General features: G+C 60.0%; 21 protein-coding genes. 8 read left to right on the top strand and 13 right to left on the bottom strand.

Annotated features, from left to right (window positions below):
• Positions 1–104: 104 nt before the first annotated feature.
• Positions 105–905: a formyltransferase family protein gene (locus tag ACFQL3_RS08725; RefSeq protein ID WP_377053337.1), complete on the bottom strand. Its 801-nt coding sequence runs from the start codon at positions 903–905 to the stop codon at positions 105–107.
• 54 nt (positions 906–959) lie between these two features.
• Positions 960–1,925: a glycosyltransferase family 4 protein gene (locus ACFQL3_RS08720; RefSeq protein WP_377053335.1), complete on the bottom strand. Its 966-nt coding sequence runs from the start codon at positions 1,923–1,925 to the stop codon at positions 960–962.
• Positions 1,926–2,245: 320 nt separating this feature from the next.
• Here ACFQL3_RS08720 and ACFQL3_RS08715 point away from each other — a divergent pair, with 320 nt between their 5' ends.
• Positions 2,246–3,358 (top strand): DUF354 domain-containing protein, encoded by a 1,113-nt coding sequence (locus tag ACFQL3_RS08715; protein ID WP_377053333.1) that lies wholly within the window; start codon positions 2,246–2,248, stop codon positions 3,356–3,358.
• A gap of 211 nt (positions 3,359–3,569) precedes the next feature.
• Here the strand turns inward: ACFQL3_RS08715 and wecB are convergent, their stop codons facing one another.
• The 4 genes from wecB to hisD all read right to left on the bottom strand — a co-directional run bounded on the left by wecB (position 3,570) and on the right by hisD (position 8,674).
• Complete coding sequence (gene wecB, locus ACFQL3_RS08710; RefSeq protein WP_377053331.1) at positions 3,570–4,625, bottom strand: non-hydrolyzing UDP-N-acetylglucosamine 2-epimerase; 1,056 nt, start codon at positions 4,623–4,625, stop codon at positions 3,570–3,572.
• Positions 4,622–5,653, bottom strand: coding sequence for a glycosyltransferase family 2 protein (locus ACFQL3_RS08705; RefSeq protein WP_377053329.1), 1,032 nt, complete (start codon positions 5,651–5,653; stop codon positions 4,622–4,624). Before ACFQL3_RS08705 ends, wecB begins: the two co-directional genes overlap by 4 nt.
• A 216-nt stretch (positions 5,654–5,869) precedes the next feature.
• A complete protein-coding gene (locus tag ACFQL3_RS08700; RefSeq protein ID WP_377053327.1) occupies positions 5,870–7,219 on the bottom strand; it encodes a hypothetical protein in 1,350 nt (449 codons plus the stop codon).
• 183 nt (positions 7,220–7,402) lie between these two features.
• A complete protein-coding gene (gene hisD / locus ACFQL3_RS08695) occupies positions 7,403–8,674 on the bottom strand; it encodes a histidinol dehydrogenase (RefSeq protein ID WP_377053325.1) in 1,272 nt (423 codons plus the stop codon).
• Between the two features lie 150 nt (positions 8,675–8,824).
• Between hisD and ACFQL3_RS08690 the strand changes: the two genes are divergently transcribed.
• Positions 8,825–10,195, top strand: a complete 1,371-nt coding sequence (locus ACFQL3_RS08690) for a nicotinate phosphoribosyltransferase (protein WP_377053323.1) — start codon at positions 8,825–8,827, stop codon at positions 10,193–10,195.
• 42 nt (positions 10,196–10,237) lie between these two features.
• On the opposite strand, the gene ACFQL3_RS08685 is transcribed toward ACFQL3_RS08690, so the two are convergent.
• On the bottom strand, positions 10,238–11,107 hold the full coding sequence (locus ACFQL3_RS08685) for a universal stress protein (RefSeq protein ID WP_377053321.1): 870 nt from the start codon (positions 11,105–11,107) through the stop codon (positions 10,238–10,240).
• A gap of 476 nt (positions 11,108–11,583) precedes the next feature.
• The gene (locus ACFQL3_RS08680) at positions 11,584–12,228 is read right to left on the bottom strand and encodes a TetR/AcrR family transcriptional regulator (protein ID WP_377053319.1); all 645 of its coding nucleotides are present in this window, start codon (positions 12,226–12,228) and stop codon (positions 11,584–11,586) included.
• 271 nt (positions 12,229–12,499) lie between these two features.
• Here ACFQL3_RS08680 and ACFQL3_RS08675 point away from each other — a divergent pair, with 271 nt between their 5' ends.
• Entirely contained in the window at positions 12,500–15,310 is a 2,811-nt protein-coding gene (locus ACFQL3_RS08675) for an efflux RND transporter permease subunit (RefSeq protein WP_377053317.1), read from the top strand.
• Positions 15,311–15,500: 190 nt separating this feature from the next.
• Here ACFQL3_RS08675 and ACFQL3_RS08670 read toward each other — a convergent pair whose 3' ends face one another.
• A complete protein-coding gene (locus tag ACFQL3_RS08670) occupies positions 15,501–16,169 on the bottom strand; it encodes a hypothetical protein (RefSeq protein WP_377053315.1) in 669 nt (222 codons plus the stop codon).
• A 545-nt stretch (positions 16,170–16,714) separates the two neighbouring features.
• On the bottom strand, positions 16,715–16,930 hold the full coding sequence (locus ACFQL3_RS08665) for a hypothetical protein (RefSeq protein WP_377053313.1): 216 nt from the start codon (positions 16,928–16,930) through the stop codon (positions 16,715–16,717).
• 179 nt (positions 16,931–17,109) lie between these two features.
• Between ACFQL3_RS08665 and ACFQL3_RS08660 the strand changes: the two genes are divergently transcribed.
• The 3 genes from ACFQL3_RS08660 to ACFQL3_RS08650 all read left to right on the top strand — a co-directional run bounded on the left by ACFQL3_RS08660 (position 17,110) and on the right by ACFQL3_RS08650 (position 20,524).
• Positions 17,110–18,423, top strand: coding sequence for a DUF7405 family protein (locus tag ACFQL3_RS08660; RefSeq protein WP_377053311.1), 1,314 nt, complete (start codon positions 17,110–17,112; stop codon positions 18,421–18,423).
• 71 nt (positions 18,424–18,494) lie between these two features.
• A complete protein-coding gene (locus tag ACFQL3_RS08655; protein ID WP_377053309.1) occupies positions 18,495–19,841 on the top strand; it encodes a DUF7350 domain-containing protein in 1,347 nt (448 codons plus the stop codon).
• A gap of 2 nt (positions 19,842–19,843) precedes the next feature.
• Positions 19,844–20,524: a cohesin domain-containing protein gene (locus ACFQL3_RS08650; RefSeq protein WP_377053307.1), complete on the top strand. Its 681-nt coding sequence runs from the start codon at positions 19,844–19,846 to the stop codon at positions 20,522–20,524.
• A gap of 6 nt (positions 20,525–20,530) precedes the next feature.
• Here ACFQL3_RS08650 and ACFQL3_RS08645 read toward each other — a convergent pair whose 3' ends face one another.
• Positions 20,531–21,901: an NAD(P)/FAD-dependent oxidoreductase gene (locus ACFQL3_RS08645; protein ID WP_377053305.1), complete on the bottom strand. Its 1,371-nt coding sequence runs from the start codon at positions 21,899–21,901 to the stop codon at positions 20,531–20,533.
• A 130-nt stretch (positions 21,902–22,031) separates the two neighbouring features.
• On the opposite strand from ACFQL3_RS08645, the gene ACFQL3_RS08640 reads away from it, so the two are divergent.
• Entirely contained in the window at positions 22,032–22,841 is an 810-nt protein-coding gene (locus ACFQL3_RS08640; protein ID WP_377053303.1) for an enoyl-CoA hydratase/isomerase family protein, read from the top strand.
• 75 nt (positions 22,842–22,916) lie between these two features.
• The gene (locus tag ACFQL3_RS08635; protein ID WP_377053301.1) at positions 22,917–23,888 is read left to right on the top strand and encodes a D-2-hydroxyacid dehydrogenase; all 972 of its coding nucleotides are present in this window, start codon (positions 22,917–22,919) and stop codon (positions 23,886–23,888) included.
• 9 nt (positions 23,889–23,897) lie between these two features.
• On the opposite strand, the gene lpdA is transcribed toward ACFQL3_RS08635, so the two are convergent.
• Both lpdA and ACFQL3_RS08625 read right to left on the bottom strand, forming a co-directional pair.
• Positions 23,898–25,304, bottom strand: a complete 1,407-nt coding sequence (gene lpdA, locus ACFQL3_RS08630) for a dihydrolipoyl dehydrogenase (RefSeq protein WP_377053299.1) — start codon at positions 25,302–25,304, stop codon at positions 23,898–23,900.
• 82 nt (positions 25,305–25,386) lie between these two features.
• Positions 25,387–26,652: a YncE family protein gene (locus tag ACFQL3_RS08625; protein WP_377053297.1), complete on the bottom strand. Its 1,266-nt coding sequence runs from the start codon at positions 26,650–26,652 to the stop codon at positions 25,387–25,389.
• Positions 26,653–26,680 lie beyond the last annotated feature (28 nt).

The raw sequence follows: 26,680 nt of genomic DNA, 5'->3' as shown, positions 1-26,680 counted from the left end.
GAGTGTGGCTTTGTTATGACCTGTATATTCCCCTGAGAGGTCCAGTAAATGGTACTTAGAGACCTCCAGAGGGACATCGTTTCCCTATACGTTGACAATGGTGTCTACCGCAGCAACCCACGAGCCGTCCTGACAAGGTACGTTATCACAGGTTTTCCCTTCGGTATCGTGTGGAGTTCGCCCAGATGGCCAGGAGTCGTCGGCTCGAACGATTCGCTGCGTAGATTACGAACCCCATCTGCAAGCATTGATTCGGACGCCTCGAAGAGACGTGATTTAATATCTCCCCATCTGTTCGCGTCACTGATGTCCACATCTTTGAGCACGATGATCTCTCCCCCGTCGAGCGTTTCGTTCAATCGTTGCAACGTCACTCCCGCTGTCTCTCGCCCGTGAACGTACTCCCAGAATCCCATCGGCATCCCCCGATACTCACGGAGATCACCGTGGTGATAGCTCAGAACCCCGTACTCTGTCGCTGTCAGAACACGACCGACCAACACACCGAACCCAAATCTGATCACTACATCGGCTGACGCCGCTATCTCGTCAACGATATCCTCCGGTAGCTTCTGTTTCCACCCGTCGACGGAAATCGACTCACAGGTACGTCGAGGGGCAGACCGTATCGCGTCGATATCGTCGATCGGAATCTGTTGTTCATGTCGTATGGGGCCTCTGAGGTGACGTGAAGCGGTGAGTAGCCCTCCGACGATTGCCCATTCCCGGAGTTCGAGCGCGCGGCGAACCATCTCCGAGAACGACTGCTGTGGCGAATCGGCGTTAACGACTGATAACGATAGTTCTAGAGAGTCGTCGTCAAGCAGTCGACGTAACGCGTTCGCCTGCCAGACACGCATCTTATCGCTCTCAAAAAGTACACAGATGCGAAGCGTATCAGACATACGATCCCCACTTTTGTATCAGGGAAGAACGATCTCCTATCCCTATGTTTGCTATCATAGTGTCTGGCGCTTTGCTGTCCGTTCGTCAGTCGGAGTATAACCGTCCGCAACGGTCCGATATACCTCGTGAATTTGCTTCGCCATCCGTTCGCTACTGAGTTCCATCGCATACTCTCGACCGTTCGAAAGTTCGTCTTTTCGTAGTATCTCGACGAGGCCGTCGATCAACTCCTGATCGCTCCGGCAGACTGCAGAGGGATCTACATTTTCAAGCCGCTCGCTGACGTCGCCGACATCCGTCGAGACCACCGGAAGGTTACACGCCATCGCCTCCTTGACGACGTTGGGTGATCCCTCACGCCGGGAGGTTAGCAGGAGACAGTCAGCGGCGTTCATGTACTCGAACATCTCCGCGTGCGCGACGCCGCTGACTGTTTGCAGTTCGACGGGATCCGGCAACCGATCGGCGACCGCCGAGACGACGCGATCCGCCCGTGGATAGTTTTTCACCGCTCGATCCGGGCCGTACGGGAAGAGTACGTGTTTTACGTCGGGATCCCAGCCGACTCGATCGATCGCCGTCGACCGGCCGATCGGTTCGAACTTGTCGAGTTCCACACCGTGTGGAATGACGTGTGCATCACAGTCCAGTCGTTCATTCATCGCGTGAGACATGACGATCGTCGCGTCACAGTATGGGGCTAACCGCTCGCTCAACCAGCCGAACCGTCCGGTAAGGTCCGATCCCCAGAGGGAGAGCACTACCGGCAACTGCGGTTGTGCGAGCGCAATTGGCGCCGTCAGGCCGTAGTTTACGTGGATGAGGTCGTACTCACCGAACGAGTGTTTCAGAACCTCCGGATAGAGCCGAATGTAGTCGAAAACCGATCGAGAGGACTCCCGGTCGTACTCCCCGGGGACCGACAAGTTCGTACAGGTGATTCCTCGGTTTTCCAATGCACGCACCTGCAACTGGAAACACGGAGACTTCACTTTCGTCGTCAGATTTAGCACGTGCATCTGCGGGTTCGAATCTACACACCGGCCATCGTCTCTTTGTTATGAGAGTTATACCGTCGTAACTCGACGAGGCGTGTCGGTCTCTAGCTCTACGCAAACTACCGATGAAGCCCGGGACGTGCCATGTAAGACGTATCCCGAAACAATCTTGCATATTTTCGTGTTTTCGAAACTCTAAGCGGTTTGTGTCCGGTTCAAAATCTATTCTCGAACTACTGTTTTGATATACGTCTTCTAGGTAAGTTGAGCGTGTGTGTAGATTTTATGAATAAATATAATATCCGATTAACAAATAGAGTTGATCCGTAGTCTCAATTGAAATGAGGTATCTGATTTTTACAAACACGCCCGCACACGTTCATCTGTACAAACACGTCGTCGACAAACTACTCGCACGAGGGCACGAGGTACTCGTCCTCGCACGGGATTACGGGTGCACTGTCGAACTACTCGAGTGGTATGATCTGCCGTACGAGGTGTACGGCTACTGTGCCACTGCGAAGGGGTCGCTATTCGCTCGTCTGCCCGCCCACTACGCGCGAGCGGTCCGTGCCGTCTATCGGTTCGATCCAGACCTGATCTTCGGGATGGGCGGATACGCCGCTCACACTGCGGCACTCACCCGAACTCCGTCCGTGCTGGTACTCGACTCCGAGTCCACCTCACTCGATCATTCGATGTCGATCCCATTCGCTCGCGCAGTGCTCACACCGGATACGTTCCGGAAATCTCTGGGCGACGAACATTACGTATTCCCCGGATTCAAGGAGTGTGCGTATCTTCATCCCGATATCTACGAGCACGACCAGTCGATCCGTGAGTCTCTGAGTGTGGGGCCTGACGAACCGTACGTAATCGTCCGGTTGAACGCGTTCGGGTCACATCACGATGTTGGCGAGGGCGGTATCAGTCAGTCCGAGTGCCGGGATCTGATCGAGCGCCTCGCGGACCGTGCAACCGTATTCGTATCTGATGAAGGACGCAACGTTAGCCTCGAATCGGTTCCAGCAGAGCCGTTTTCTTTGCATCCAGCGCTACTCCACGACGCCCTCGCGGAAGCAGAACTGCTCATTGCCGACACGCAAACGATGGTAACCGAAGCAGCGTTGCTGGGAACTCCAGCGATCCGTTCGAACTCCTTCGTCGGGGACTCCGATATGGGCAATTTCCTCGAACTCGAAGACGAGGGCCTTATTTTCAACATCGCTTCGTTCGACGGCGTCATCGAGCAGGCCCAGTTGCTGCTCGATGCAGAGAAGACGGCCTCTATGTGGAACAGACGTCGAAACGAGTATCTCGATGAGAAATGCAACCTCACCGACCTGCTCGTGGAGGTGGCCGAAAATGGTGGGGCCGTCGACGGTATCGAGTCACTCCGGCCGTTCGGCGAACCGGAAAGAATCAAACCGCCGCAACCGGCAGAGAGAATCTGATCGAAAATCCGACCTATTCCCTGGTATCCGCTCCGGGTTTTTTGATATCTCTACAAAAATATTGGAATAATTGTCTTATAGAAGGACCGCAACGAGCGGTGGCCACAGTCGAATCCGATCATCAGGAGAGCGGTATAAATCGTGGAGACCGACCTCCAACCCACCCGTATCGTAGCAGCCCAGATGCTCTATCCAGTGCAACCGCGCCCGTTTATCGTTCAATCTCTCGTTCGAGCGTTTCGACGATGCTACTGGCGGCGGTGCCATTACCGTACAGATCCGGCTTCGACGGAAGGTTACCAGCGGAACGGATCGCGGCGCTGATCCGCTCAGCGCTGGCACCGACAAGCACGTTCCAGCCAGCGTCGATTGTCTCCGTCCACTCCGTCGTGTCTCGCAGTGTTACGCAGGGTGTGTTCAGGTAGAACGCTTCTTTCTGAACGCCGCCGGAGTCCGTCGCGACACACCGGGCCTTTTCGATGAGCTTGATAAAGGAGAGGTATCCGATAGGATCGACAATATCGAGGGTTTCTGTCGCGCGGTCCCACAGGCCGAAGTCCTTGAGTGCCCTGACGGTACGTGGATGTGCCGGAAGGACGACTGGATACGGACAGTTCGTTAGCCCCTCGACGATCCCTGCGAGACGATCCGGATCGTTGGTGTTTCCGGCGCGGTGGACGGTCGCGAGCACGAACTCGCCAGGGATATCGATCACGTCGACCGTATCTAGACGGTCACGGACCTGCAGCAGGGTGTCGTACATGACGTCTCCCGGAGTGTACACACCTTCGGTGATTCCCTCGGCTTGCAGGTTTTTCTTAGCTGCTTCTGTCGGGGCGAACAGTTGATCCGAGCAATGATCCGTCAGAATCCGGTTTACTTCTTCCGGCATCGAAAAGTCTCCGGAGCGTAGCCCCGCCTCGATATGTGCGAGCTGTGTTTGCTCTTTTGCTGCGACCAGTGCACCGGCTAGCGTCGAGTTGGTGTCGCCGTACACGAGCACGACGTCCGGGCAGGTGTCACCGATCACTGATTCCAATCGAACCATCATTTCGGCGGTCTGAGTCGCGTGAGAGCCAGAACCGACGCCGAGATTGTGATCCGGTTGGGGAATCGCCAACTCCTCGAAGAACACGTCCGAGAGTTCTTCGTCGTAGTGCTGACCAGTATGGATTAGCGTCTCGGTGTGGCTCTCCCGGAGGGCCCGGGAAACCGCGGCTGCCTTGACGAACTGCGGTCGTGCTCCGACGATTGATAGGACATTCATCGTTCGATATCGGGAAGCCGTTCGTTGACGTTCCTTTCGAGTGGCTTGCTGTTGCTCCTGTCAAAGATCATCGCAAGCGTGATACAGAGACCACTGATCAGGAGCGTCAGTAGCGACAGTATTCCGTCGAGTGGCGTGGGCGTGGAGGCGAGTGCTACCCAGCCAGCGTACGTCAGTCCGCTACAGATTCCGATCGATCCGAGTGCATACAACAGGATGAGGGGGTGGAACTCCATAACGACGTATTTCGTCTTGAACCGCCACAACATGCGGTGAACGAGCAGTCCAGAGAGCATCGGAATGAACCGGGAATACCGGATATGGCTTTCTTCGTCTCCGTATTTCGACTCCATCCAGACGTCTGTAACCCGCATTCTGTGCACGTTGAGGGCGACCAGTAGGTCATTGAGGAAGCCGTAGTCGTCGTGGAGGCTATCGATGTCGACTACTGCCAGCGCATGCGAGGAAATTGCTGTATATCCGTTCTGCGGATCCGATATCTGCCAGTACCCACTGCTGACTTTTGTCAGGAAAGACAGTATCGAGTTGCCGAACAGCCGCCAGGCCGACATCTGCTTCCGGTGGTCGCTCCGAGACAGTCGGTTGCCTTTCGCGTAGTCAACGTTCCCCTCGACTACCGGGTCGATAATCCGGTGCAGAATAGTCGGATCCATCTGGCCATCGCCGTTCACCACAGCGGTAACGTCGATTCCGTCCTCACGAGCGCGCCTGTAACCGGTTTTGATCGCCGCCCCAACGCCGCGGTTCTGGTCGTGTCGGATACTTATAGCCCGGTCCGCGAGCAACTGCCCGCCATCACCGTGGATCTTTTTCTTTTTGCCCCCCGGATCTTCAGGATTCTCCTCCTGAATGGTCTCTCTGATCTCCTGCCACGTTCCGTCGGTCGAACAATCGTCTACCACGTAGATTCTGTCGACGAATCCGGGCAGCGTCTCGATGACATCGCTTACGAGACCCTTTTCGTTGTACGCGGGAACGACGACCCCAATCGTCTTATTCTTATACATGACGTCCACCGGCCGATGGGCCGAGAGGTGCCCACTGATTTCGGGCAAAATCAATGACCCCACTATCGACTGCGCGCGCCAACTGATCAGGAGGAGATAGTGTTACGGCAAGTCGTCTATTTCCGGACATTGTTGTTGATACGGTATATTATCGCTGAGAAAGGATTCAATTAGTTATAAACAGTATTCTACAATAGCCACCCCCATATACGGCCTCTAGTCCAGTTCCCGGCCGATTGCTGGTCCTTTTGTAGATGGTGAATACTGCGCCAACCAACCAGCAGTCTCGCGTTTAGCCCGACCGGATTCCCAGCTACCTCCTACGACGTAGGTTCCGGGAGATGGGTTCAACAAACTCGGCGGTATCGAACTCCTACCGGCTACTTTCTTCGCCCACTCGCGGTTACCCTCAGAATCAGTTTTCACTAATAGTATATTTTTCTGCTTCGACGACCGTACAGTACCCGCCGATAGGAGTCCATCGTCACTCGTTTGGATAATATCGACAGCCAGCATATCGTTCGGATCGTCGTACGTTCGTTGCCACTCCATGCCTCCCTCCGCGTCGAGACTTGCGAGCCATCCCTCTTTTTGTTGTCCACCGGTGTTATTACTCACTCCGGCGATGACGATTCCACCGTCGTCTTTCTGTATAACCGATCTACCGACGACACCCCCGTTCCGTGACATACTTTCTTCCCAGTCTACGGTACCGTCACTGTCGGTCATTACAATCCAGCAATCCGTATCTTCGTCTAACGTCGTTCCAACGAGCGCGTAGCCATCGTCTCTTGTTCTGACAATGTCTTCGAGCATATCCGTGTAGCTCCGGTCGTAGGTGCGTTCCCATTCGACTCGGCCATCCCCAGTCGTCTTGAGCAACCACATATCCTGCCCGGCGGTCGCGTAGGACTGGGTACTGCCTCCAATCACGTATCCGCCATCGTTGCTCTGGACGACTTTTTGGCAACAGTCGAACGCGTCGCCGCCGAACGTCCGTTCCCACTGAACGGTTCCACGCTGACCAGTGCGAGTGAGGACGATATCGTCGCCATCGGTAGTAGACGATGTACCGGCGAAGACGTGTCCATCCTCGACTGGCTGTATCGACCTGACGACACAGACACCCTCGTGGTGCATTCGTGAGGACCATTCGAGGGATCCGTTCTGATCCGTCTTTGCGATCCAGAAGTCCGGACTGTCACCGATTCCGCCGGCGAGAATATACCCCCCTTCGGTATCCGCGGCGATATCACAGATTGCAATGTTGTCGTCGTCAAAAGACCGTTCCCAGTCGCGTACTGGCCCGGAGTCACCGTCCCTGTGAGGGTCGACGGTTGGTGCAAGTCTAGAAAATGCAACCAGTGAGCCAACGGTCTTAATGACACTATCCTGGAACCGTGTTGCTATCCACCGTCCGATCGAACTCCGACCCGATTCAACGAATCGGTTCTGTCGCTTCCTGTCGACGGGGGACTGATGATCCCTTCCAATTCCCCGGGCCCCCGAACCCTCTCTGTCCGATCCAGCATTACTGTCCGCGGAATCGGTCCTGCCAGATGCCATATCGACGTGTATTCTATATCTGTATAAAGTAAGTCAGTGTATACAGATCTGGTAAACAAAATACCAAAACTACCAATCAATCCATAAATAGCATATTCGCCGGAAATTATAATTAATGTGCTATCTGTGGATCGTTTGCTATCTTTCTACGAGGAGAAAATCCAACCTGCCTCCGGGGAGACGTTACTCCTCGAAACGCGTCCGAACGCTTTCGGCGTGAGCGTCGAGGCCTTCTGCCTCCGCGAGCGTCGTAATCGTCTCGCTCAGCTCGCTCAGGGAATCACGGTCGAGTCGTTGTACTGTCGTCGAGCGCACGAAGGTGTCGATAGAAAGCCCGCCCGTCAACTTCGCGCCACCGCTCGTCGGGAGGACGTGGTTCGTCCCACTCGCATAGTCGCCCGCCGCAACCGGCGTGTACGGACCAAGAAAGACGCTCCCGGCGCTGTCGATCCGGTCGAGTACTTCATTGTCGTTCTCGGCGAGAATCGAGAGGTGCTCGGCGGCGTACTCCTCGGCGAAGAGGATCGCCTCGCTCATCGACCGGGCGTGAAGAACTGCGCTCGCCTCGCCCTCGAGCGCTTCGCGAATCACGTCGGAGCGCTCGCGCTCGTCGATTTTTGCCTCGACCGCCTCGCCGATTGCTTCGGCAAGGGCCTCGTCGTCGGTGACCGCAACGACGGACGCGTTCGGGTCGTGCTCGGCCTGTGCGACCAGATCCGCCGCGACGTACTCCGGATCGGCGGTCTCGTCCGCGACGACGAGTAGTTCGCTCGGTCCGGCGAGGAAGTCGATTTCGACGTCGCCGCGAACCTCGGCCTTCGCGGCCGTCACCCATCGGTTCCCCGGCCCGACCACCTTCTGAACGCGCTCCATCGACTCGGTGCCGTAGGCCAGCGCGGCGATGGCCTGTGCGCCGCCGACGCTGTAGACTCGATCCGCGCCAGCGGCGTGGATCGCCGCCAGCGTCGCCGGATTGATCTCGTCGGCCGGCGGCGTCGCCACGGCGACATCCTCGACGCCTGCGACTTTTGCCGGGACGACGCCCATGATCGCGCTGGAGGGGTACGCGGCCGTCCCGCCAGGAGCGTAGACGCCGACGCTGTCGAGGGGTCGGAACCGCCGACCGAGTTCCCGTCCGTCGAAGTCGTCGGTCCAGTCCTCGGGTATCTGTGCCTCGTGGAACTCGCGAACGTTCGCTACGGCGTCATCGATAGCCGCGCGCAGGTCGTCGTCGATCTCCTCGTAGGCGCGCTCGATCTGATCCGTGATCTCCAGGCTCCCGACCTGTACGTCGTCGAACTCCCGGCAGAACTCCCGGACTGCGACGTCTCCTTCCTCACCGACGCGGCCGACGATCTCCGCGGCATCGGCCCGGATCTCGTCGACGCCCGCGTCGCGGTCGAACAGGCTCGACCGCTCGTCCGGCGAGAGGTCGGCGACTGTTTTGTAGTTCATACGGTCCGTTACGCCGGGAGGGCAAAACCGCTTTCCGTCTGTGTCTGTCTGCGGACAGAACCCTCGCCAAACGAGTCGCGGGACGCGTTCGACTGACCAGTGTTCGGTCGACAGATCCCGTTTATTGTTCGCGTCGACGTATGTATACGTATGAGCGAGTCGAGATTTGGCTACCTCATGGCGGAGAACCTACCGTTGTTCACCGATCTTTACGAGTTGCGGATGATGCAGGCGTACTACAATCAGGATCACAATCCACGGGCGACGTTTAGCCTGTTCTTCCGTGATCTCCCGCCCGAACGTGGGTACACGATTGCGGCCGGACTCGAACAGGCCATCCAGTACATTCAGAACATTTCCTTTGACGACCGGGCGATCGAGTTTCTGCAGGAACAGGGGTTCGACGACGACTTTCTCGCGTCCCTGGACTCTCTGGAGTTCACCGGCGAGGTTCGCGCCCTGCCTGAAGGGACGCCGGTCTTCGCGAACGAACCGATGCTCGAAGTCACCGCACCGATACTGCAGGGACAGTTGTTCGAGACGGCCGTCATCAACCAGATCGGCTTTCAGACGCTCATTGCGACGAAAGCGAGCCGAATGCAGGACGTCATCGACCGATACGGCGACGATCAGCGACTGGTAGATTTCGGCTCTCGGCGCTCGCACGGGACGGATGCTGGGATCAAGGCCGCCCGGGCCGCATACATCGCTGGCTTCGATGGGACGTCGAACGTCGCGGCGGGCGAGCTGTTCGACATCCCGGTGTTCGGGACCATGGCCCACTCGTGGGTCCAGAGCTTCGAGTCGGAACGGGACGCCTTCGAGACGTTCGTCGACGAGTACGGCGACCAGAGCGTCCTGTTGATCGATACCTACGACACGGTCGAGGGCGCGAAACTCGCACGCGACGTCGCGGACGCGGCCGACGTAGACCTGCGGGGCGTCCGTCTCGATTCCGGCGATCTGCCAGCCCTCTCGAAAGCGGTCGACGAGGTCGCTCCGGAACTCGACCAGTTCATCTCCTCCGGCATCGACGAGTACGCCCTCCGAGAGTTTTTCGAGCGCGACGGCATCGGCGTCGGGTTCGGGCCCGGGACGGCGCTGGTGACGAGCACGGACGCACCAAAGATCGAAGGCGTCTACAAACTCGTCGCGGTCGAACGCGACGGCGAGATGCACCCCTCGATGAAACTCTCGAAGGGGAAACTGACCTATCCCGGCGCGAAAAGCGTCCACCGGATCGAAGAAGACGGCAAGTACATCGGAGACGCGGTCGGACTCAGGGAGGAGTCGCTTCCCGGAACCGAGCAACTCGTCACCGTCGTCGAGGACGGCGAGCAGGTGATCGATCTCCCCGATATCGACACGATCCGAGAGAGAGCGCGAGAACGCAGACGGAAACTCCCGGAGCAGTCTCGTCGTATCGAGGACCCGGCCTCCTACGAGGTTCGGATCAGCGATGGCCTGCAGGCGGAGACCGAACAGTTACAGCAGTCGCTCGAACGCAGCGTCGGCGGGTAGTCTTCCGTCTCGGGAGTCGACCCTGTCGCTACTACTGCGCGTTCAGTCCGGTTTCCTGGCTGTGATGACCGGCACTGGTGCAGAGCGGACCGTTTTCTCCGTGACGCCACCGAGCGATATCCGATCGGTCTCTCGCCTGCCTGTCGTTCCCATCACGACGGCGTCGATGCCCTGTGCCTCGATACAGTCCAGAATCTCCGAGAGGGGCGTTCCGTGTTCGATGTACCGTTCGGTGTTCGTCACCCCCTGTGCCTCGGCCTCCTCGACGATGTCGTCCACGGCATCGGTCGCCGCCTCCTCGCTATCCTGCCCCGATAGCGTGGACAGCACGTCGATACCCAGTAGGGAATCGTCCACGACGGAGAGGGCATGCACGGTTGCATCGAGCGATGCTGCGAGCGAAATGCCGTGCTGAGCAGCGTATGCTGCGCCGGCGCTCCCGTCCGTCGGCACGAGGATGTCCTCGTAGGGAAACTCCAGTTGCTCGTCGGGTTGCATCCGTGCCGTGAGAACCGGAGCGGAGGACAGACGGAGGACCTTCTCGGTGACGCTCCCGATGAGGTATTGTGAGACCCCTTCCCGGCCGTGAGTCGATATCACGATCATGTCCTGATCGTATCGCTCGGCGTACTCGACGATGGTCGGCGCAGGGTTCCCCTGGACTACGTCGGACCGGTAGTCGACACCGAGCGTACTCAGGGCCTCCTCTGCCTCCTCGAGGACCACCTCTCCTTTTTGTTCGAGTGCGTCGACGACTTCCGTTTCGACGACGGTGACGCTCTCCCGGGTCGTATCCGCGACATACAGGAGTTGGATGGTTGCATCGGCCCAGTGTGCAATCTCGGCGACGTGATACAGCACCGTCATCGCACCATCGCTCCCGTCGAACGGGAGCAGAATATCGTCGTACATTGCTACTAGATAGCACTACGAGGCAGAGATGCTAAAAGTTGGTCTCACATGGTGGCCGACTGAGGCCAACCGATGTCGTCGACGGATGGTCTGTTCGGCTACGGAGACATCGGTTCGAGATCCGCTAGCGGCCTCGCTACGGGGACATCGTCTCTCGCATACGGAAATGTGGCCCGGAACACTACCGGACGAGGAACTACTAGTACCTTCCCAACCGTCGAGTTGGTAGTTCTCGACCTCCTCGATTGACGGATACAGCCGGTGAAGTTGTGTCTGCGCATCCTCGCTTGTGAACTGCCAGTTAACAGTAACATTCTGCTCGTTGCGTCCTTGTTCCCACGCAGCGACCTCCGCATGGATGGTCGCTGCATCCGGAATCCGTCGGTTGAGACACTGCGTCTGGAACGTTCTCCAGACGAGTTCGGCCATGTTCAGCCAACTCCCGTGCGTGGGCGTTTAGTATCTCCGCACACTGTTCAGCTTTCGTTCAGTATACGAGCTTCGATGACCATTTCTATTTCCCTACGGACGGCATCGACGTCGACGCCATCGGCGGTTGCCCGGCGGAACAGTCCACCTAGTAGAACCGTCAACAGGAACTCAGCAGTCCGCTCAGGGTCAACGTCGCGGAACGTTCCTTCTTGGATACCCCGTTCGAGGACGCTCGTTAGCCGGTCACGCATTGAGCCGTCCATCTCGGTGAAACGATCACGGTAGTCCTCGCTGTACGTTCCCTGCGAGCGCAGTTCGACAAGCGGTCGTCCAGGCTGAATTTCCATTCCCTCTACGGGGGGCACTGATTCGTCAGTCACTCCGTAGAGTCCGAAGTCGATGTACGCCCACAATACGTCGATCGGGGCGGCATCGGCTTCAAGCCCTTTTAGAGGCCCCCCGAACTGGCCAAGCATCTCGTCCAAGAACGCGAGCAACAGATCGTCCTTGTCCTCGAAGAAATGATAAACCGAGGACTTACTCAGATTGGCCTTCGAAGCGATCCGCTGGATCGACAGCCCAGCGAACCCGTTTTCCTGAACCGTCTCGAACGTCGCTTGCATGATCCGTCCGCGCGTATCTGTTGGCTCGCCTCCGAACGGAAACGCTTCCTGCGAATCTTCGCCCATACCGAACGAATGTTCGGCAAGCATGAAATAACTCCGGGTCGCGCTGTCGCCCTGTCAGTGCGTAGCTAGCCCATTCTAGAGGCCAAGTATCTATATACCGAACGTTCGTTCAACACATGGTAGGAAAATGTGAGCGACTCGGCGACGAGTAATCCCTCGACAGCCGATCATTTCGTCGAAAGTTTTACTACGGTTGCCGAACGAACGTTCGGTACACAATGGTCGAACGAACGTTCGGTGACGAGCCAGGACGGATCGGGGGCGGGATCCGATGACGAGAGATATTGCCGCAGCGATCGCAGACAACGCACGGATCGTTATCGCAGTTATGCTCGTAGCATCGGTCGTCGTCGGCAGTGGGGTTACGATGCTCGACCGTTCGACGTCGCTCGATCAGTTCCAGACCGACGCCGACGAGGCTGACGCACTCGATTACGTCGAGACCAATTTCTCGTCAGGGGCTGAAAACGCGACCCGTGCACAGGTCATTATCCAAGATGAGGACGTCCTCGACCGGGAGACGCTCGTGGCGATGGTCGAATACGAGCAGTCCATACGCAACAACGAGACAATCAACGAAACGCTCGCGGACGAGAACCCTACCGCGAGCGTCGCGCAAACACTTGCAACCACGTCAATTCGTGAGAACCGCATCGAAGACCTACGAGACCGGCAGCACGAACTCAACGAGACGTCAACGGCCCTCGATAACACGCTCGAATCGCTCGTCTCGAATCCGAACCGGAGAGTGCGCCCGGCGTTCGAGAGCGTTGATGCCAACAGCTCGGTGAATCTCACTGAAGAGGACTACCATCTCTTCAATAGCACCGTTGCGGAGCGTCGCGCTGCTCCCACGAACGAAACAGCACCTGCTGGCCAGAGCGGGGCCGATGGGGTGGAAAATCGAAACCAGAGCAAGAACATTCTCGCCGACGAATACGCGAATGTGTCGAACGAGCAGGCGGAGATCGCGGATCTGGACCCGACCCTCGACGAACAGATCGAAGAGTTACAGTCGCTGAGTGACTCACAGATCGACGACCTCTCTGCGGACGTACTCGCCGGGAACGCGAGCCAGTCCTCCCGGGCGCTGGCGTTCATACCAGAGTACTACGAGCCAGGATCGTCCGACGTGAACGCCACGTTGCTGGTCGTCACACAGGAGAGTTCTGGCGGATCGTTCGCCCCGGGCGACGCCCCTGAGGCGATCGAAGAGGCACAGACTGCGATCGCTGATCTTACCCCCGAGGGCGAGTCGATGTCGGCGCTCGTCTACGGTGATGGGATCGTCTCGACAGAGATTCTCGACTCCATGATCGACAGCGTTCTGCTGGTTGGTCCGCTTGCCGCGGCGTTCGTCCTGTTCGTCCTCGTCGTCGTCTACCGGGACCCCTTGGACATCCTGCTGGGCTTGGGCGGAATCGGACTAGTCCTCGTCTGGACGTTCGGCACGATGGGGTGGTTCGACATCGCGTTCAGTCAACCGTTCATTGTCGTCCTCGTTTTGCTGATCGGGCTCTCGATCGACTATGGCCTCCACGTCGTGATGCGCTACCGCGAGGAACGCGAGGACGAAGACACGCCCCCCTCGAAAGCGATGGCTGTCGGCCTCGGGAGCGTCGGCGTCGCGCTCGTCTACGTCACCACAACGACAGCTATCGGCTTTCTCTCGAATCTTACGAGTCCCCTGTCGATCTTCCGAGAGATCGGCCTCGTCAGCGCGATCGGGATCGTCGCCGCGCTGCTCGTTTTCGGCGTCCTCGTCCCGGCACTGAAGGTCGAATTCGACGACGTACTGGAATCCCACGGGTTTGATCGAGTGAAACCGGCGGTCGGCACCGGACGCGGGCCGATCAACAGGATCCTGGACACTGGCTCGACGCTGGCAACGACTGTACCCTACGTCGTCATCGTCGTCGCCGTGTTGATCAGTGGCGTCGGTGCGTACGGTGCGACCGATATCGACGCGAGTTTCGAACAGTCGGACTTCCTCGCGGAAGATCCGGCCGACTGGCTGAAAGACCTTCCTGATCCCATCGCACCAGGCACGTACACGTCTGAAACGGCGATCGAAACGCTCGACGCAGATTTCGTCAGGCGAGATACGACGGCGACGATCCTCGTCCGTGGCAATGTGACTGATCCCGGAACAGTAGATCGGATGGAAGAAGCGCGAGGAAACGCCAGTGACCTGTCTGTCACCGAAACCTACGCCGACGGTTCGGCCGCGATCTCCGACCCGATCACCTTGATGGAAGACGTTGCAGCGCGAAACGAATCGTTCAACGCCACGCTCGCGGCGTCAGATAGCGATGACGATGGCGTCCCCGACAGGAACGTAACTGCTGTCTTCGACGACCTCTACCGGATCGCCCCCGACGAGGCGAGCAACGTCATTCATCGTGAAGACGGCGAGTACCAAGCACTTCGGATGGTCGTGACGGTCGATGGAGTTGCAGAGGGCGAGACGGTGACCGACCAGATGGACTGGATCGCCGAGGATATCGGGGGCGATTACGTCGCCGCGATCGCAACGGGAGACGTAATCATCAACCAGATCACCGCCGATCAACTCGCCGAGACAGCTATCCTGAGTCTCGTCGTCGCGCTTCTGTCAGTGGCGGTGTTCCTCTCGATTGCCTACCGGGTAACTGAAGGGAGCGCCTCGCTCGGCTTTGTCACGATCATACCGGTCGCTATGACGCTTACGTGGGTCCTCGGGACGATGGCACTCCTCGAGATCCCGTTCAACATAGTCACGGGAATGATTACTGGGCTGACGATCGGGCTGGGCGTTGACTACAGTCTGCATATCAGCGAGCGGTTCAATCAGGAACTCGCTGACGCGGAGACCGCCGCAGCAGCCCTCCACGAAACAGTGATCGGTACTGGCGGGGCCTTGCTATCGAGTGCGGCAACGACTGCCGCGGGCTTTGCCGTCTTGCTCGTCGCAATTTTGCCGTTCCTCCAGTCGTTCGGTCTCATCACCGCACTCACCATTGTCTACGCGTTCCTGGCGGCCGTCTTCGTCCTCCCGAGTATCCTGATCGTCTGGGCCCGATTCACGGGACACGAGGACTAAACAGCCACGAGAGCGAGTGTGACATCCACTCCGACAGATCATGTCGTAACACGAACATCCGAAGAGCAACCAACTATGGAAGCAACTCACCGTCCCAGACAGACCGTTTCGTAACGCGAACGATCGGGCGACCATATCCCCTTCCCGGGCGGTCGATCCCAGTTACTGTCTCGATCCGCGGTATCGAAGGTCATACGTCGGTCCGCGAACCTATTCCAGAGGCGATCACAGCTGTTGACATCGACCCCAAACCAGTTGCCGTGAATCGCAATGGCGAAGAGATACCAGTTCTCTGGGAGCTCGACATCGGAGACTGAGGCCTACCCTCTCCTATTCGGTCGAACTTCCTGAAGGGGCCAACGACGGTGACGAGCTGGCGTTCGATGGGACGATACGGACTGGGTCCGATCACTACCCGGTCGAGGGCGATGACACTGCGACAGTCGTCAGTGATGTCTTTTGATTTACAAAACTCATCAAGTGCGTCTCTCCTCGTTATTTTGGCTTTCTCTCCCAGATCGTCCCTCCTGACATAGGCACCGGGATCAGAGTGTTCGAGTAACTTTGCGTGATGCGAGACGACACTATAATCCGGATCAGCCTCCTCAGCCACTTCGTACAAATCTACGAAGGGAATGAAACTCTCATCTACGGATACCGCCTCGGACAGGACCTTGAGAATCCGTGCCTGTGACTGGTGGGCTAATTTGGACGCCTGAATACGAGTGTCAACGGGTTCTTGCTGTGTAGCGGCTATTTCCCTGACCTCGCTCCGGTACTCATCGAGCTTCCGGTTCAGCTTTACAATCTCCTCCGCAAACTCCGGCCCATCTTGGTATCGCTCTTGGAACGCTTCCATCCCGAGCTCAACGACATCGGTAACGCCATCAGTTCACTTCGGCCTACCGTCAGACTGTTCGAGAGCCATCTCCTCAATGATGAACTCCGCCAGTTACTCTTTCGTCACGTCAACCTTGTGTGACGGGCCAAAGTAGACTTCTCCCCGGCGATCATCGTAATTATGCGGAGGCATCGAAAGCGCACCTCCTGAGGTAATATATAATGTCGTTAGTGTTCAACTCGATATAGGGCTCCTCCGAGTTGTAATCGAATTGTGCCGAATACAGCAAATAGGAGCCGTTATACGTCGATTTATACCGGTAAATGAATGTGTGGCCCGGAACACTAACGACCGGCATCATTGCTGGCGGCATGCCGTCTCAGCCGGGAAACCCTCGTGCCGGGCTGGCAGTGCGGCAGGTGCCTGTGTTTTATGCCGCGTGTTGCATGCCTGGGTTCGCCGCGCGTCATTGCGTCCGTGTGGACATACTCGGGCGGGGACAAAGGCACGCAGTCGACCCTATGAGGGGAAGTCGCAAAAGGGTGTCGTCAGGGCGGGCACACTCATCCCTCGTCGACACTGATCACGCCGAGTTTTACCAGGACGGAGAGGACGGAGACGACGACTGCGAGCACGAACCCACCGGCGAAAAACGGCGCTGCGACGGTCTGGGCCGTGTCGAAGCCGACGACCAGTCGCGTCGTTCCTAGTAGCAGAAAGCTCCCCACCGCGAGCGCGCCGGCGAGCAGTCCGAGTTTGACAATCGTGTGCTCGTTCACTAGCAGGGTCGACGGTGTCGCGGCTCTTAGTGATTTGCCTCGACAGAAACCGGTCATCGGAGCGGGAGTATGGCCGGTTCAGGACCCATTCGACCCCTCGGTGACACCGTGGTCCGGGCTACTGGACCGGGTCGGAGGCGTTCGGTACAAGTATCGTCGCTGCCTAGTTCGGCCAACGAATGTCCCTTCCTGACCGAGACGGTCTCTCGCGCCGCGAGTACGTGAAATCTCTCGTCGCGGTCGGCGGTGCCGGTGCGCTGGCCGCCTGCCTCGGCGAGGACGAAAGGGTCGAGATTCCGTCGGGAACGGAGACGCCGGGCGACCTCCCGACCCGACAGCACGAATGGGACCCGTTCCTCTCACGGGACGACGACGGCAACGTCGAACTGCCGCGCCACCACGTGCTGGCGTATCTCGACGTCGATGGCGCGCCAACGGCCGAGGATAGAGAGACGGTTGAAGCCGCGCTACGCACGCTCGAACGCGCTTACGAGTGGAGCAACGAGGGACTTCTGTTCACGGTTGGCTACTCGCCAGCCTATTTCGAGCGATACGACGAACCCCTCTCCGAGTCGGTCGATCTGCCCGCGCCGAGGGCGCTGAACTCGCTGGAGAGTCTCGACGAATCTGATCTGGATGACAACGACGCGCTCGTCCACTTCGCAAGCGACCAGCCAGTAGCCCTCCTGGAGGCCGAACTCGCGATGTTCGGAGACACCGCCCAACTTAGCGGGTCGGACGCGAGCCCACGGGATACCGGCCCCGATACCGTCAACGGCGTCGACGTCGAGGAGCGACTCTCGGACGTCTTCGAGCGCGCCGACCGGCGGACCGGCTTTTTCGGCGCGGGACTCCCCGCCGAGAACACGGGCGCGATCGGGGTGCCGGAGGACGCGCCGATCCCGGAGGGCGCGCCGATGTTTATGGGCTTTCGCGGCCGGTTCGCGGGCACGCAACCGAGCGAGGACCGCGTCACGATCCAGGAGGGCCCGTTCGCCGGGGGAACGACCCAGCAGGTCTCGAAGATCCGCGAACAGCTATCCCAGTGGTGGAACCAGGACAGCCAGTCGATCCGCGTCGCGAAGATGTTCAGTCCGACCCACGAACGCGAGGGCCGGGTCGGCGAGCACGGCGAGAAACTCACGGACTCCTCGCAGGTAGCGGACGTCGTGGACGACACCGAGTCGGACGCCGCCTCGGGGCTGGTCGGCCATGCTCAGAAGGCCGCGCGGGCCCGCGAGGACGGATCCCCGATTATTCTCCGTCGCGACTTCGAGACGACCGACGACGACATCGCTGGCCTCCACTTCCTCTCGTTACAGCGTCGGATCGAGGACTTCGTAAAGACTCGCGAGGCGATGACCGGGGCGGACCTGCCCATCGGATCGGTGCAGAACAACGGCATTCTGCAATACATCTCCGTTCGACGCCGTGGTAACTTCCTCGTTCCGCCTCGTGAGCACCGCTCGCTCCCGTCGCCGCGACCGGAGTGAGACTTGCAGACCCGGTGCATCGCCCCGCCTGTCCCGGGGTATAAATATTTCCCAACCCGAGATAACGTACGATGAACCGACGTCGATTTCTGTCTGCCGGAGCCACGGCCGCGGCGGTGGCCGGACTCGCTGGCTGTACAAGCGACGACAGCGAGGACGACCCGACAACGTCGGACGACATGCCCCGCGTCCAGAACCCGCCGGACGGGGTCTACCTGCCCTCACACACTGACGGGATGGCGATGCTGGACACGGAAATCGTAGGCGAGGTGGCCGTCTCGCCGATGCTCTCGATCCCACATTTCTTCTGGATCGTCGAGACCGGCATCGGCGACGGCGTCGAGCGCGTCGATCCCCCAGAGAGTGATTCAGTTCATTTCATGGCGAGCGTCTGGGATCCCGAGACGGACGTGGTCCTCCCGGTCGATGCAGGCCTCTCGATTGATATCGAGCAGGACGGTCGACTCGTCGACTCGCGAGCGCCCTGGGCCATGCTCTCGCAGGGAATGGGTTTTCATTTCGGCGACAACTACGACCTCGACGGCAACGGCCAGTACACGGCGACTATCACCACCGGGTCGATGGAGAACGTACGGTTAACAGGCGAGATGGAGGGCCGGTTCCAGCGCTCCGAGACGGTGACAGTCGAGTTCGAGATGACCAACGAGCGCAGACAGCGTCTCGTCGAATCAGTACAGCGGTTCGAGGAGGAGCGCTGGGGAAGCCGAGCAGCCGTCCCTCCGATGAACCGCGGCCAGGGCGGGATGGGCGAGGGGGAAATGCAGGACGGGGACGAGCGCGGGATGCAGGACGGGGACGAGCGCGGGATGCAGGACGGGGACGAGCGCGGGATGCAGGACGGGGACGAGCGCGGGATGCAGGACGGAGACGAGCGTGGGATGCAGGACGGGGACGAGCGCGGGATGCAGGACGGGGACGAGCGCGGGATGCAGGACGGAGACAGCGGCGAGAACGGCGAGCACCTTGACGGCGGTCACCAGATGCCGTACTCCTCGCTGCCTGACCCCGAGACCTTACCCGGTACCCTTCTCGGGACGCCGACGTTCGATGACGCTGTCTACGCGACGACGCTATTAGAGCCCGGATCACGCTTCGTGGAGGGTGAGGAACAGTATCTCGCCGTCTCGCCCAGAACGCCGTACAACCGGTGTGTACTCCCGCAGATGTCCCTGTCCGCGACGCTCGAACGGGACGGTGAGGTACTCGACATCAGTGGACTTCAGCCAACGCTCGACCACGAACTGGAGTTCCACTACGGAGCAACGGTCGATGACATCCAAGTCGGCGACGAACTGGTCCTTGCGATAGATTCCGTCTCGCAGGCGGCGCGCCATCAGGGCTACGAGACGGCTTTCACCGAAACTGGCGAACGACAACTCGCTATCGATACGCTGTGAGCATGTCCCAAAAACACGCCGCCATCCTCGTTGCGTTCCTCCTGCTCGCGGGCGCAGGCACTGCAGGAATAATCGGACTGAGTGCCGGCAGTGACAACGCGACCGTTCTGGATGTGGATCCGGAGACGAACGAAGCACCGCCCGGCGAGACGGTGCATATCGGTGTCACGATGACCAGCGATGGCGGCTACGGCGACGTGGGCGTGGCCAACGCGTCCGTCGCGATGGAGTACGACAGCGACGTCCTGACGCTCGAATCCGTCGATCGGGGGGCGTGGATGGAGCAGGGCAACGAGACCCAGATCCGGACCGAGACGGAAACCGACGAGGAAGCGGGCTACGCACGGATCACACAGATCCGTAACCCACACGCAGGCGGTGCGACCGGCCAGGAGCGATTCGTCACCTTCACCTTCACCGTCGACGAGGACGCCCCGGAGGGCGAGTACGCCCTCGAACTCACCGGGGGCCAGGCGTCGCTGACGAACGGGTGGCCACAGGACGTCTTCCTCAACGGCGGGACGCTCGTCGTCGACGAGGACGCTTCGGTTGTCGACGCCGGAGCGTCGGACGGAGACGAGGCAAACACTCCCGACGAGTCCCTCCCCGGGTTCGGTCTGGGTGTCGCGGCGGTCGCCCTGGTGGTGCTCGTGACAGCGCGTGTACTGCAGAGACGGAACTAGAGCGTCCTAGATGACGTACTTCGATTCAGCGAACTGGACGTAGCCGCCGTTCCGATAGCTGAACTTCTTGCGCTTGTACGTGCCGACTAGCTTCATCCCCGTAAAGCCGGAGCTAAGCTCCCAGTCGATCAGTTTGTCGTTGTCAGTGGCGGTCAGATCTTCCGCAACGGAGAACGTCCGATCCCAGTCTGCAGGGGTGTAATCGGAGACGATATCCGCGAACGCGACGTTGCGGGTTATCTCGCTACCGATCGCGTCTTTCCAGGCCTCGTTGTATCGCTCTACCTCGGCGTTGGCCGCCAGTTCGCCAGCGATGCGCCCAGTCCGGATCGCGACGTGATCGCCCCCTTCGTGGAACGCCGAGGTCGTGCCCATGGCACCGCCTGCGACGAGAATGCCAGCGTCAGTCGGCGAGTCGATCGGCCGGGTCGAGGAGATCGGATAGGTCTCGGTCCCCTTCCGTTTCCCTCTGTCCTTGACGAGCGGAAAGTCGGTCTCGATGTCGTACTCGTCGCCGTACTCGTGTTCGAGTAGCCGGCGGAGATACTCGCTCCCCGACGGGAGGCTTTCGTCGTCCTCATCGATGAGTACGTAGTCGGTCGGGTTCTCGATCTCGTCGATGTTCAGTCCGATCGGCATCGTCAGCCCGACGCGGGCGACGTTGCCGTCGTTCGGAAAGACCCACGGATAGGCTGTCTCGCCCGGCATATACCCCCACCAGAACTTGAGTCTCGATTTCTCGAACAACTCGTCCGGGATCTCCCGGTACTCCTGATAGGCGATATGGTTAGCATGCGTCGTCCCCAGATAGTCCGTGATAGACTCGTCAGCGGGCATATACCGGTCGAGCACCCGATTGGTCACCTGGCGCTGGGGGCCGTCCGCCAGCACCAGTACGTCGGCAGCGATATCCTCGCCGTCGCGCAGTTCGAGCAGGTGTCGTGGGCCCTCACTGCGGTTCGTTTCGACGTCGAGGACGCTGACGCCGGTTCGATACTCCCCGCCAGCGTCCTCGGCCTCCCCGCGCAGCCAGTCGTCCAGTCGGGCGCGCTGGAAGGTGAACCCAAAGTTCGGATACGAGGAGTCGATTCCGGTCGTGTTCATCTCGAACTCCTCGGACGGACCGATGAAGTCCGTGCCGTCGAGTTCGCGCAAGATCACGCCGTCAGGGAGCTGTTCGTGATCGATGTCCATGATATCGACCCAGTAGTTGAGCATCCCGGCTGCGTCCGTCGAGTCGGGGCCGAGCCGGTCGCGGTCCTCGCGGGGAACGCCCTTCTCTAGAGCCACTGCGTCAGCACCCTGCTTAGCAGCCTCCCAGACAGCACTCGTCCCAGCGGGACCGCCACCGACGACGGCTACGTCGTACCGATCCATACACCGAAAGGTCAAGCCCAGAGATATTAAACTCCCGGAACACCTCGTCCGGACGAACCGCAGAGGATCTGTTCAGTCTGCCCGAAGACGGCGTGCAAGATTTTTCCCCTCGGGGGGCGCAGGTAATAGTATGGCAACCGACGAGTTCACCGCGGAGTACGAACACGTGAGCGTGGAACGGGACGGAGCGGTTGGCTATCTGCGGATGGATCGAGCCGACGCGTACAACGCGATGAACGAGATGATGGCAGGAGAGATCCGTGACGCCTCCATCGAGTTGATGGAGACCGACGATGACGTTCGCTGTACCGTCCTCACCGGGGCCGACGAGTGGTTCAACACCGGCGCGGACCTCGCGAACCTGGAGGGCGACGAGTCCGACGGTCGCCGGCTTCGCGACCTCGCCTCCCGACTCCACACTGCCGTCCAGCACATCGCCACAGCGCCCAAGCCCGCTATCGCGGGCGTCAACGGCGTCGCGGCGGGTGCCGGCTTCGGCCTCGCGATGGCCGCGGATCTGGTCGTCGTGAGCGAGGAGGCCCGTTTCGAGTTCGCCTACCCGCGACTCGGGCTTTCCGGGGACGGCGGCATCACCCACTTCCTGCCGGACCTCGTCGGCCACCGGCGTGCCCGCGAGATAGCCCTGCTCGACGAACCCATCGACGCCGAGGTGGCCGTCGAGATGGGGCTGGCGACCGAAGTCGTTCCGGCTAGCTCGTTCGACGAGCGCGTCGCCGAACTCGCCGAGGAACTCGCCTCCGGACCGACCCGAGCCTTCGGCGCGTCCAAGCGCCTGATGACGAACAGCCACACCCGCTCGCTCGACGATCACCTCGAAGCGGAGGCGAACACCATTGCCCGCCTCGCCGGTACCGACGACTACGCGAGCGGACACGAGGCCTTCTTCAAAGAGGAAGATCCCGAGTTCGAGGGGCATTGACCGGCGGATGCAACGGGGGCGCTCTCCGGACGCAGGTTAGCCAAAAATAAACCCCTGTATCCCATCAGCCAGGGTATGTCCGATTCATCGACTGACGTGCTCGTCCTGCGAAAGGACACGCACGGTGTCCCGACCGAAGAGTACGCAAACGCGCTCCGTGACCGACTCCCGGACCACGAGATCACGCTTGCCCGGACGCCGGGCGGGGAACGCGAACTGATCGAGGACGCCGAGTTCGTCGCGGGAATGGTCCTCGACGAGGAACTAGTCGACATCGCCTCCGAAATGAAGGTGTTCGCCTGCGCGTACGCCGGCGTCGGCCACCTCCCCCTCGAAAAACTCCGCGAGAAGGGCGTCACCGTAACCAACGCCTCCGGCGTCCACGGGCCGAACATGGGCGAACATATCCTCGGCAACGTGCTGACGTTCACGCGGCGGTTCCACAAGGGGTTCCAGCAACAACAGCGCAGCGAGTGGCGTCACTACCAGACACGCGAACTACAGGGCAGTACGGTAACGGTCGTCGGTCTCGGCCCCATCGGCCAGGCCGCGGCCGAACGCCTCGACGCGTTCGGCGTCGAAACCATCGGCGTCCGGTACACGCCCGAGAAGGGCGGCCCGACCGACGAGGTAGTCGGCTTCGGCGGCGCGGCGTTCGACGACGCGCTCGCCCGCTCGGAGTACGTCGTGCTTGCCTGCCCGCTCACGGACGAGACCGAGGGGCTGATCGGCCGCGAGGAACTGATGACGCTGCCGCCGCACGCCGTCGTTGTCAACGTCGCCCGCGGCAAAGTCGTCGACACCGACGCGCTGGTCGCGGCGCTCCGGAGCAACACCATCCGCGGCGCGGCCCTCGACGTCACGGATCCCGAGCCATTGCCCGAAGAACACCCGCTCTGGAACCTCGGTAACGTCCAGATCACGCCGCACAACGCCGGTCACACGCCCGAGTACTACGAACGCCTCGCCGACATCGTCGCCGAGAACGTCGGCCGGATCGACGAGACCGGCGAGTACGAGGGACTTCGCAATCAGGTCGAACCCTGAATCGAACTATCAGTGCGAGTGGATCGATTCGCCCTTCGCGGCTTCCGCGGCCTCGGCGACTGCCTCGGGGAACGTCGGATGGGCGTGAATCGTAGTCGCGATATCGTCCAGATGCGCATCCATCTCTAGCGCGAGCGTTGCCTCGGCGATAGAGTCCGATGCTCGTGCTCCGACTATCCGCACACCCAGTAGCTTCTCGTTGGCGTCTGCGATCACTTTCACGTACCCCGAACTCTTGTTTGTCGTGAGCGCCCGTCCCGAAGCGCTAAACGGGACTCTCCCCACCTTGATCCCGTCGTACTGTTCGGCGGCGTCCGTTTCACTGAGGCCGACGATAGCGACTTCCGGGTCGGTGTACATCACAGCAGGGATATACCTGCCATCGAACGAGTCGTCACCGCCCGCCGCGACTTCTGCGGCCACTTTCCCCTGTCTGTATGCGACGTGCGCCAGGTGCGGGTTTCCAGCGGCGTCCCCGACACAGAAGACGTTCTCATCCGTCGTTTGCATCCGGCGATCGGTCTTGATGTAGCCGCGGTCGTCCCGCTCTATCGCCGTGTTCCCCAGATTCAGTGCACGGTACGCGGTTTTTGCCTCTCGCCCTGCCGCGACGATTATGTAGTCACCGCCCAGCCTGAGTTCCTCTCCCTCCCGCTCGGCGACCAGAACGGGTCTCCCGTTCTCGTACTCGACGCCTTTCGCCATCGTCGACGTGTAGATATGATCGCGGTACATCTCGCTGGTCTCCTGGATGGAGTTCACGATTTCCTCCTCGAACATCGTGAGGACGCGGTCACGTGCCTCGACGACTTTGATCAGCGATCCGAACTTGGAGAACTTCGTTACTGCCTCCATCCCGATATACCCGCCACCGACGACGACGAGTTCGTCCGGTACTTCGTCGACCTGTAACACTTCCCTAGAGGAGATCACGCCATCCTGATCGAACTCCAGACCCGGGATCTCGATCGGTTGGGATCCGGTCGCGAGTACCGCCGTGTCGAACGCGATGTCTCTCGCATCGTCCCCGTGCTCGACTCTCATCGTACTCGAATCGAGAAAACTCGCCGTCCCGTTTACGTACTCCACGTCGTGATAGTCTAACTGCTGTAAAATCCCGTCGTCGAGTTGTTCGATGACGTCGTTTTTCCACTCCTGTATCGCCTGAAAGTCGACGTCCACAACGCCCGTATTGATCCCGATATCGTTCCAGTGGGCGATATCCCGCTGGAAACCGGCCGCGTGGATCAGGGCCTTCGCGGGAATACAGCCGTGATTCAGACAGACACCGCCGACCCGCTCTTTTTCGACCAGCACCACGTCGAGCCCCTTCTGTGCGCCGCGTATTGCTGCGGTATAGCCGCCCGGACCCGCTCCGACGACGACGAGGTCCGCTTCCGTGTTGGTCACTCCCATAGACGAGTGAACGTTCGCCCTCTTTCGTCTTGGTCTTCACTGTTCTGGATCGGATACGTCAGCTACAACTGGCTGTTGGGGGCTATTCGCAACTCGATCCGCAGTAACAGTCGCCGTAACAGAACGTCGTATCGTCGTCGTCGAAGCCAAAGCCCAGTTGTGAGAGCGAGGCGCGGAGCCGTGCACCGGTATCCACTTCCGGCCGGACCCGTCTGGCCGTCGCGCCGACTGGTGCTGCACCGACGTCGATTCGGGCCGTAATCTCGCCCGTAGCGTGATCGAGCACGGCAACCTCGTCGCTATCCTGCACCGGGATATACAGTTTTTCACGGTCCGGATCCCAGGAGCCAACGAGCGCACTCCCGCCGAGGTCGATCCGGTCGATAACCGTCAGTTCGGGGACGTCGATCACGGTCACGTCGTTCGAGTTCCGGGTGAACACGTACAGCGTCTCCGAGTCGGGACCGATCTCACTCGTCAGCGCGCCCGCACCGAGGTCGTCCGCCTCGGTGAACCGATACCGTTCTTCCGGTGCCGTCGGATAGCTGATGTCCCAGATGCTCTCGGTGCCGTGATCGCCTTCCGCGTTCTCGACTGCGAGCCACTCGCCCGACCAGGCGGCGGTCCCCATGTAGGAGTTGACGTCGTCGACGCCATCGAGCACCGGATCGACCGGCACCTGGGCCGCGATTTCGAAGCCGTCGAGATCCAGCACCGTGAGCGTGTCCGCCCGGAGATCAGGCACGTACGCGTATGCCCCGTCGGGTCCCATCGTCACGTCACAGGGGCCGGCGTCGCCACGGTCTATCTCGCCGGTCACCTCGCCGAACGTCTCCGAATTGGAGTCCGCGTCGATCCGGTACTGCGCGTGCGTCGGTTCGCGTGCACTGACGATCAGCGAGGATCCGTCCGGCGTGAGTTCCTGCCAGTTGGCCTCCGCGCCGGTGTCTACCCGGGTGACGCTGTCGAGCGAGTCCGGCCTGAACGCTCTCACTCCCCCTTCGACGTTGATCCAGAGCGTCTCGTCGTCGCGCTCGACCGTCGCGTACTGGTTGGCGGGATAGGACGACGTCGCGCCGATGTGTACCGTATCGAACACCTGATCGGTCGAGACGTCGATCAGGCTGACCGTCGAATCGCCGGTGTTGAACACGAACACAGTGCGTGGGTCCTCGTCTACTGGGTCGTCGGTATCGTCGGTTAGCCCCGCACAGCCAGCGCTGGCTACGGTCGCGGCAGCAGCACCCGTCGCCGTCGAGCGCCGAAGAAAGCTACGCCGATCCACGTCCGAGTCGTACCGTTTTCGCGTTCGCGAGAGCCGTTCCGGCACCGGTGAATCATCGTCCATCGATACGGACAGTATGGCCGGAAATGGC

Origin of the sequence: Natronoarchaeum sp. GCM10025321 (genome assembly GCF_042663585.1) — an archaeon.
Classification (GTDB): domain Archaea; phylum Halobacteriota; class Halobacteria; order Halobacteriales; family Natronoarchaeaceae; genus Natranaeroarchaeum.
The sequence above is the reverse complement of the archived record's forward strand: the minus strand, read 5'-3'. Positions and strand labels throughout refer to the sequence as shown.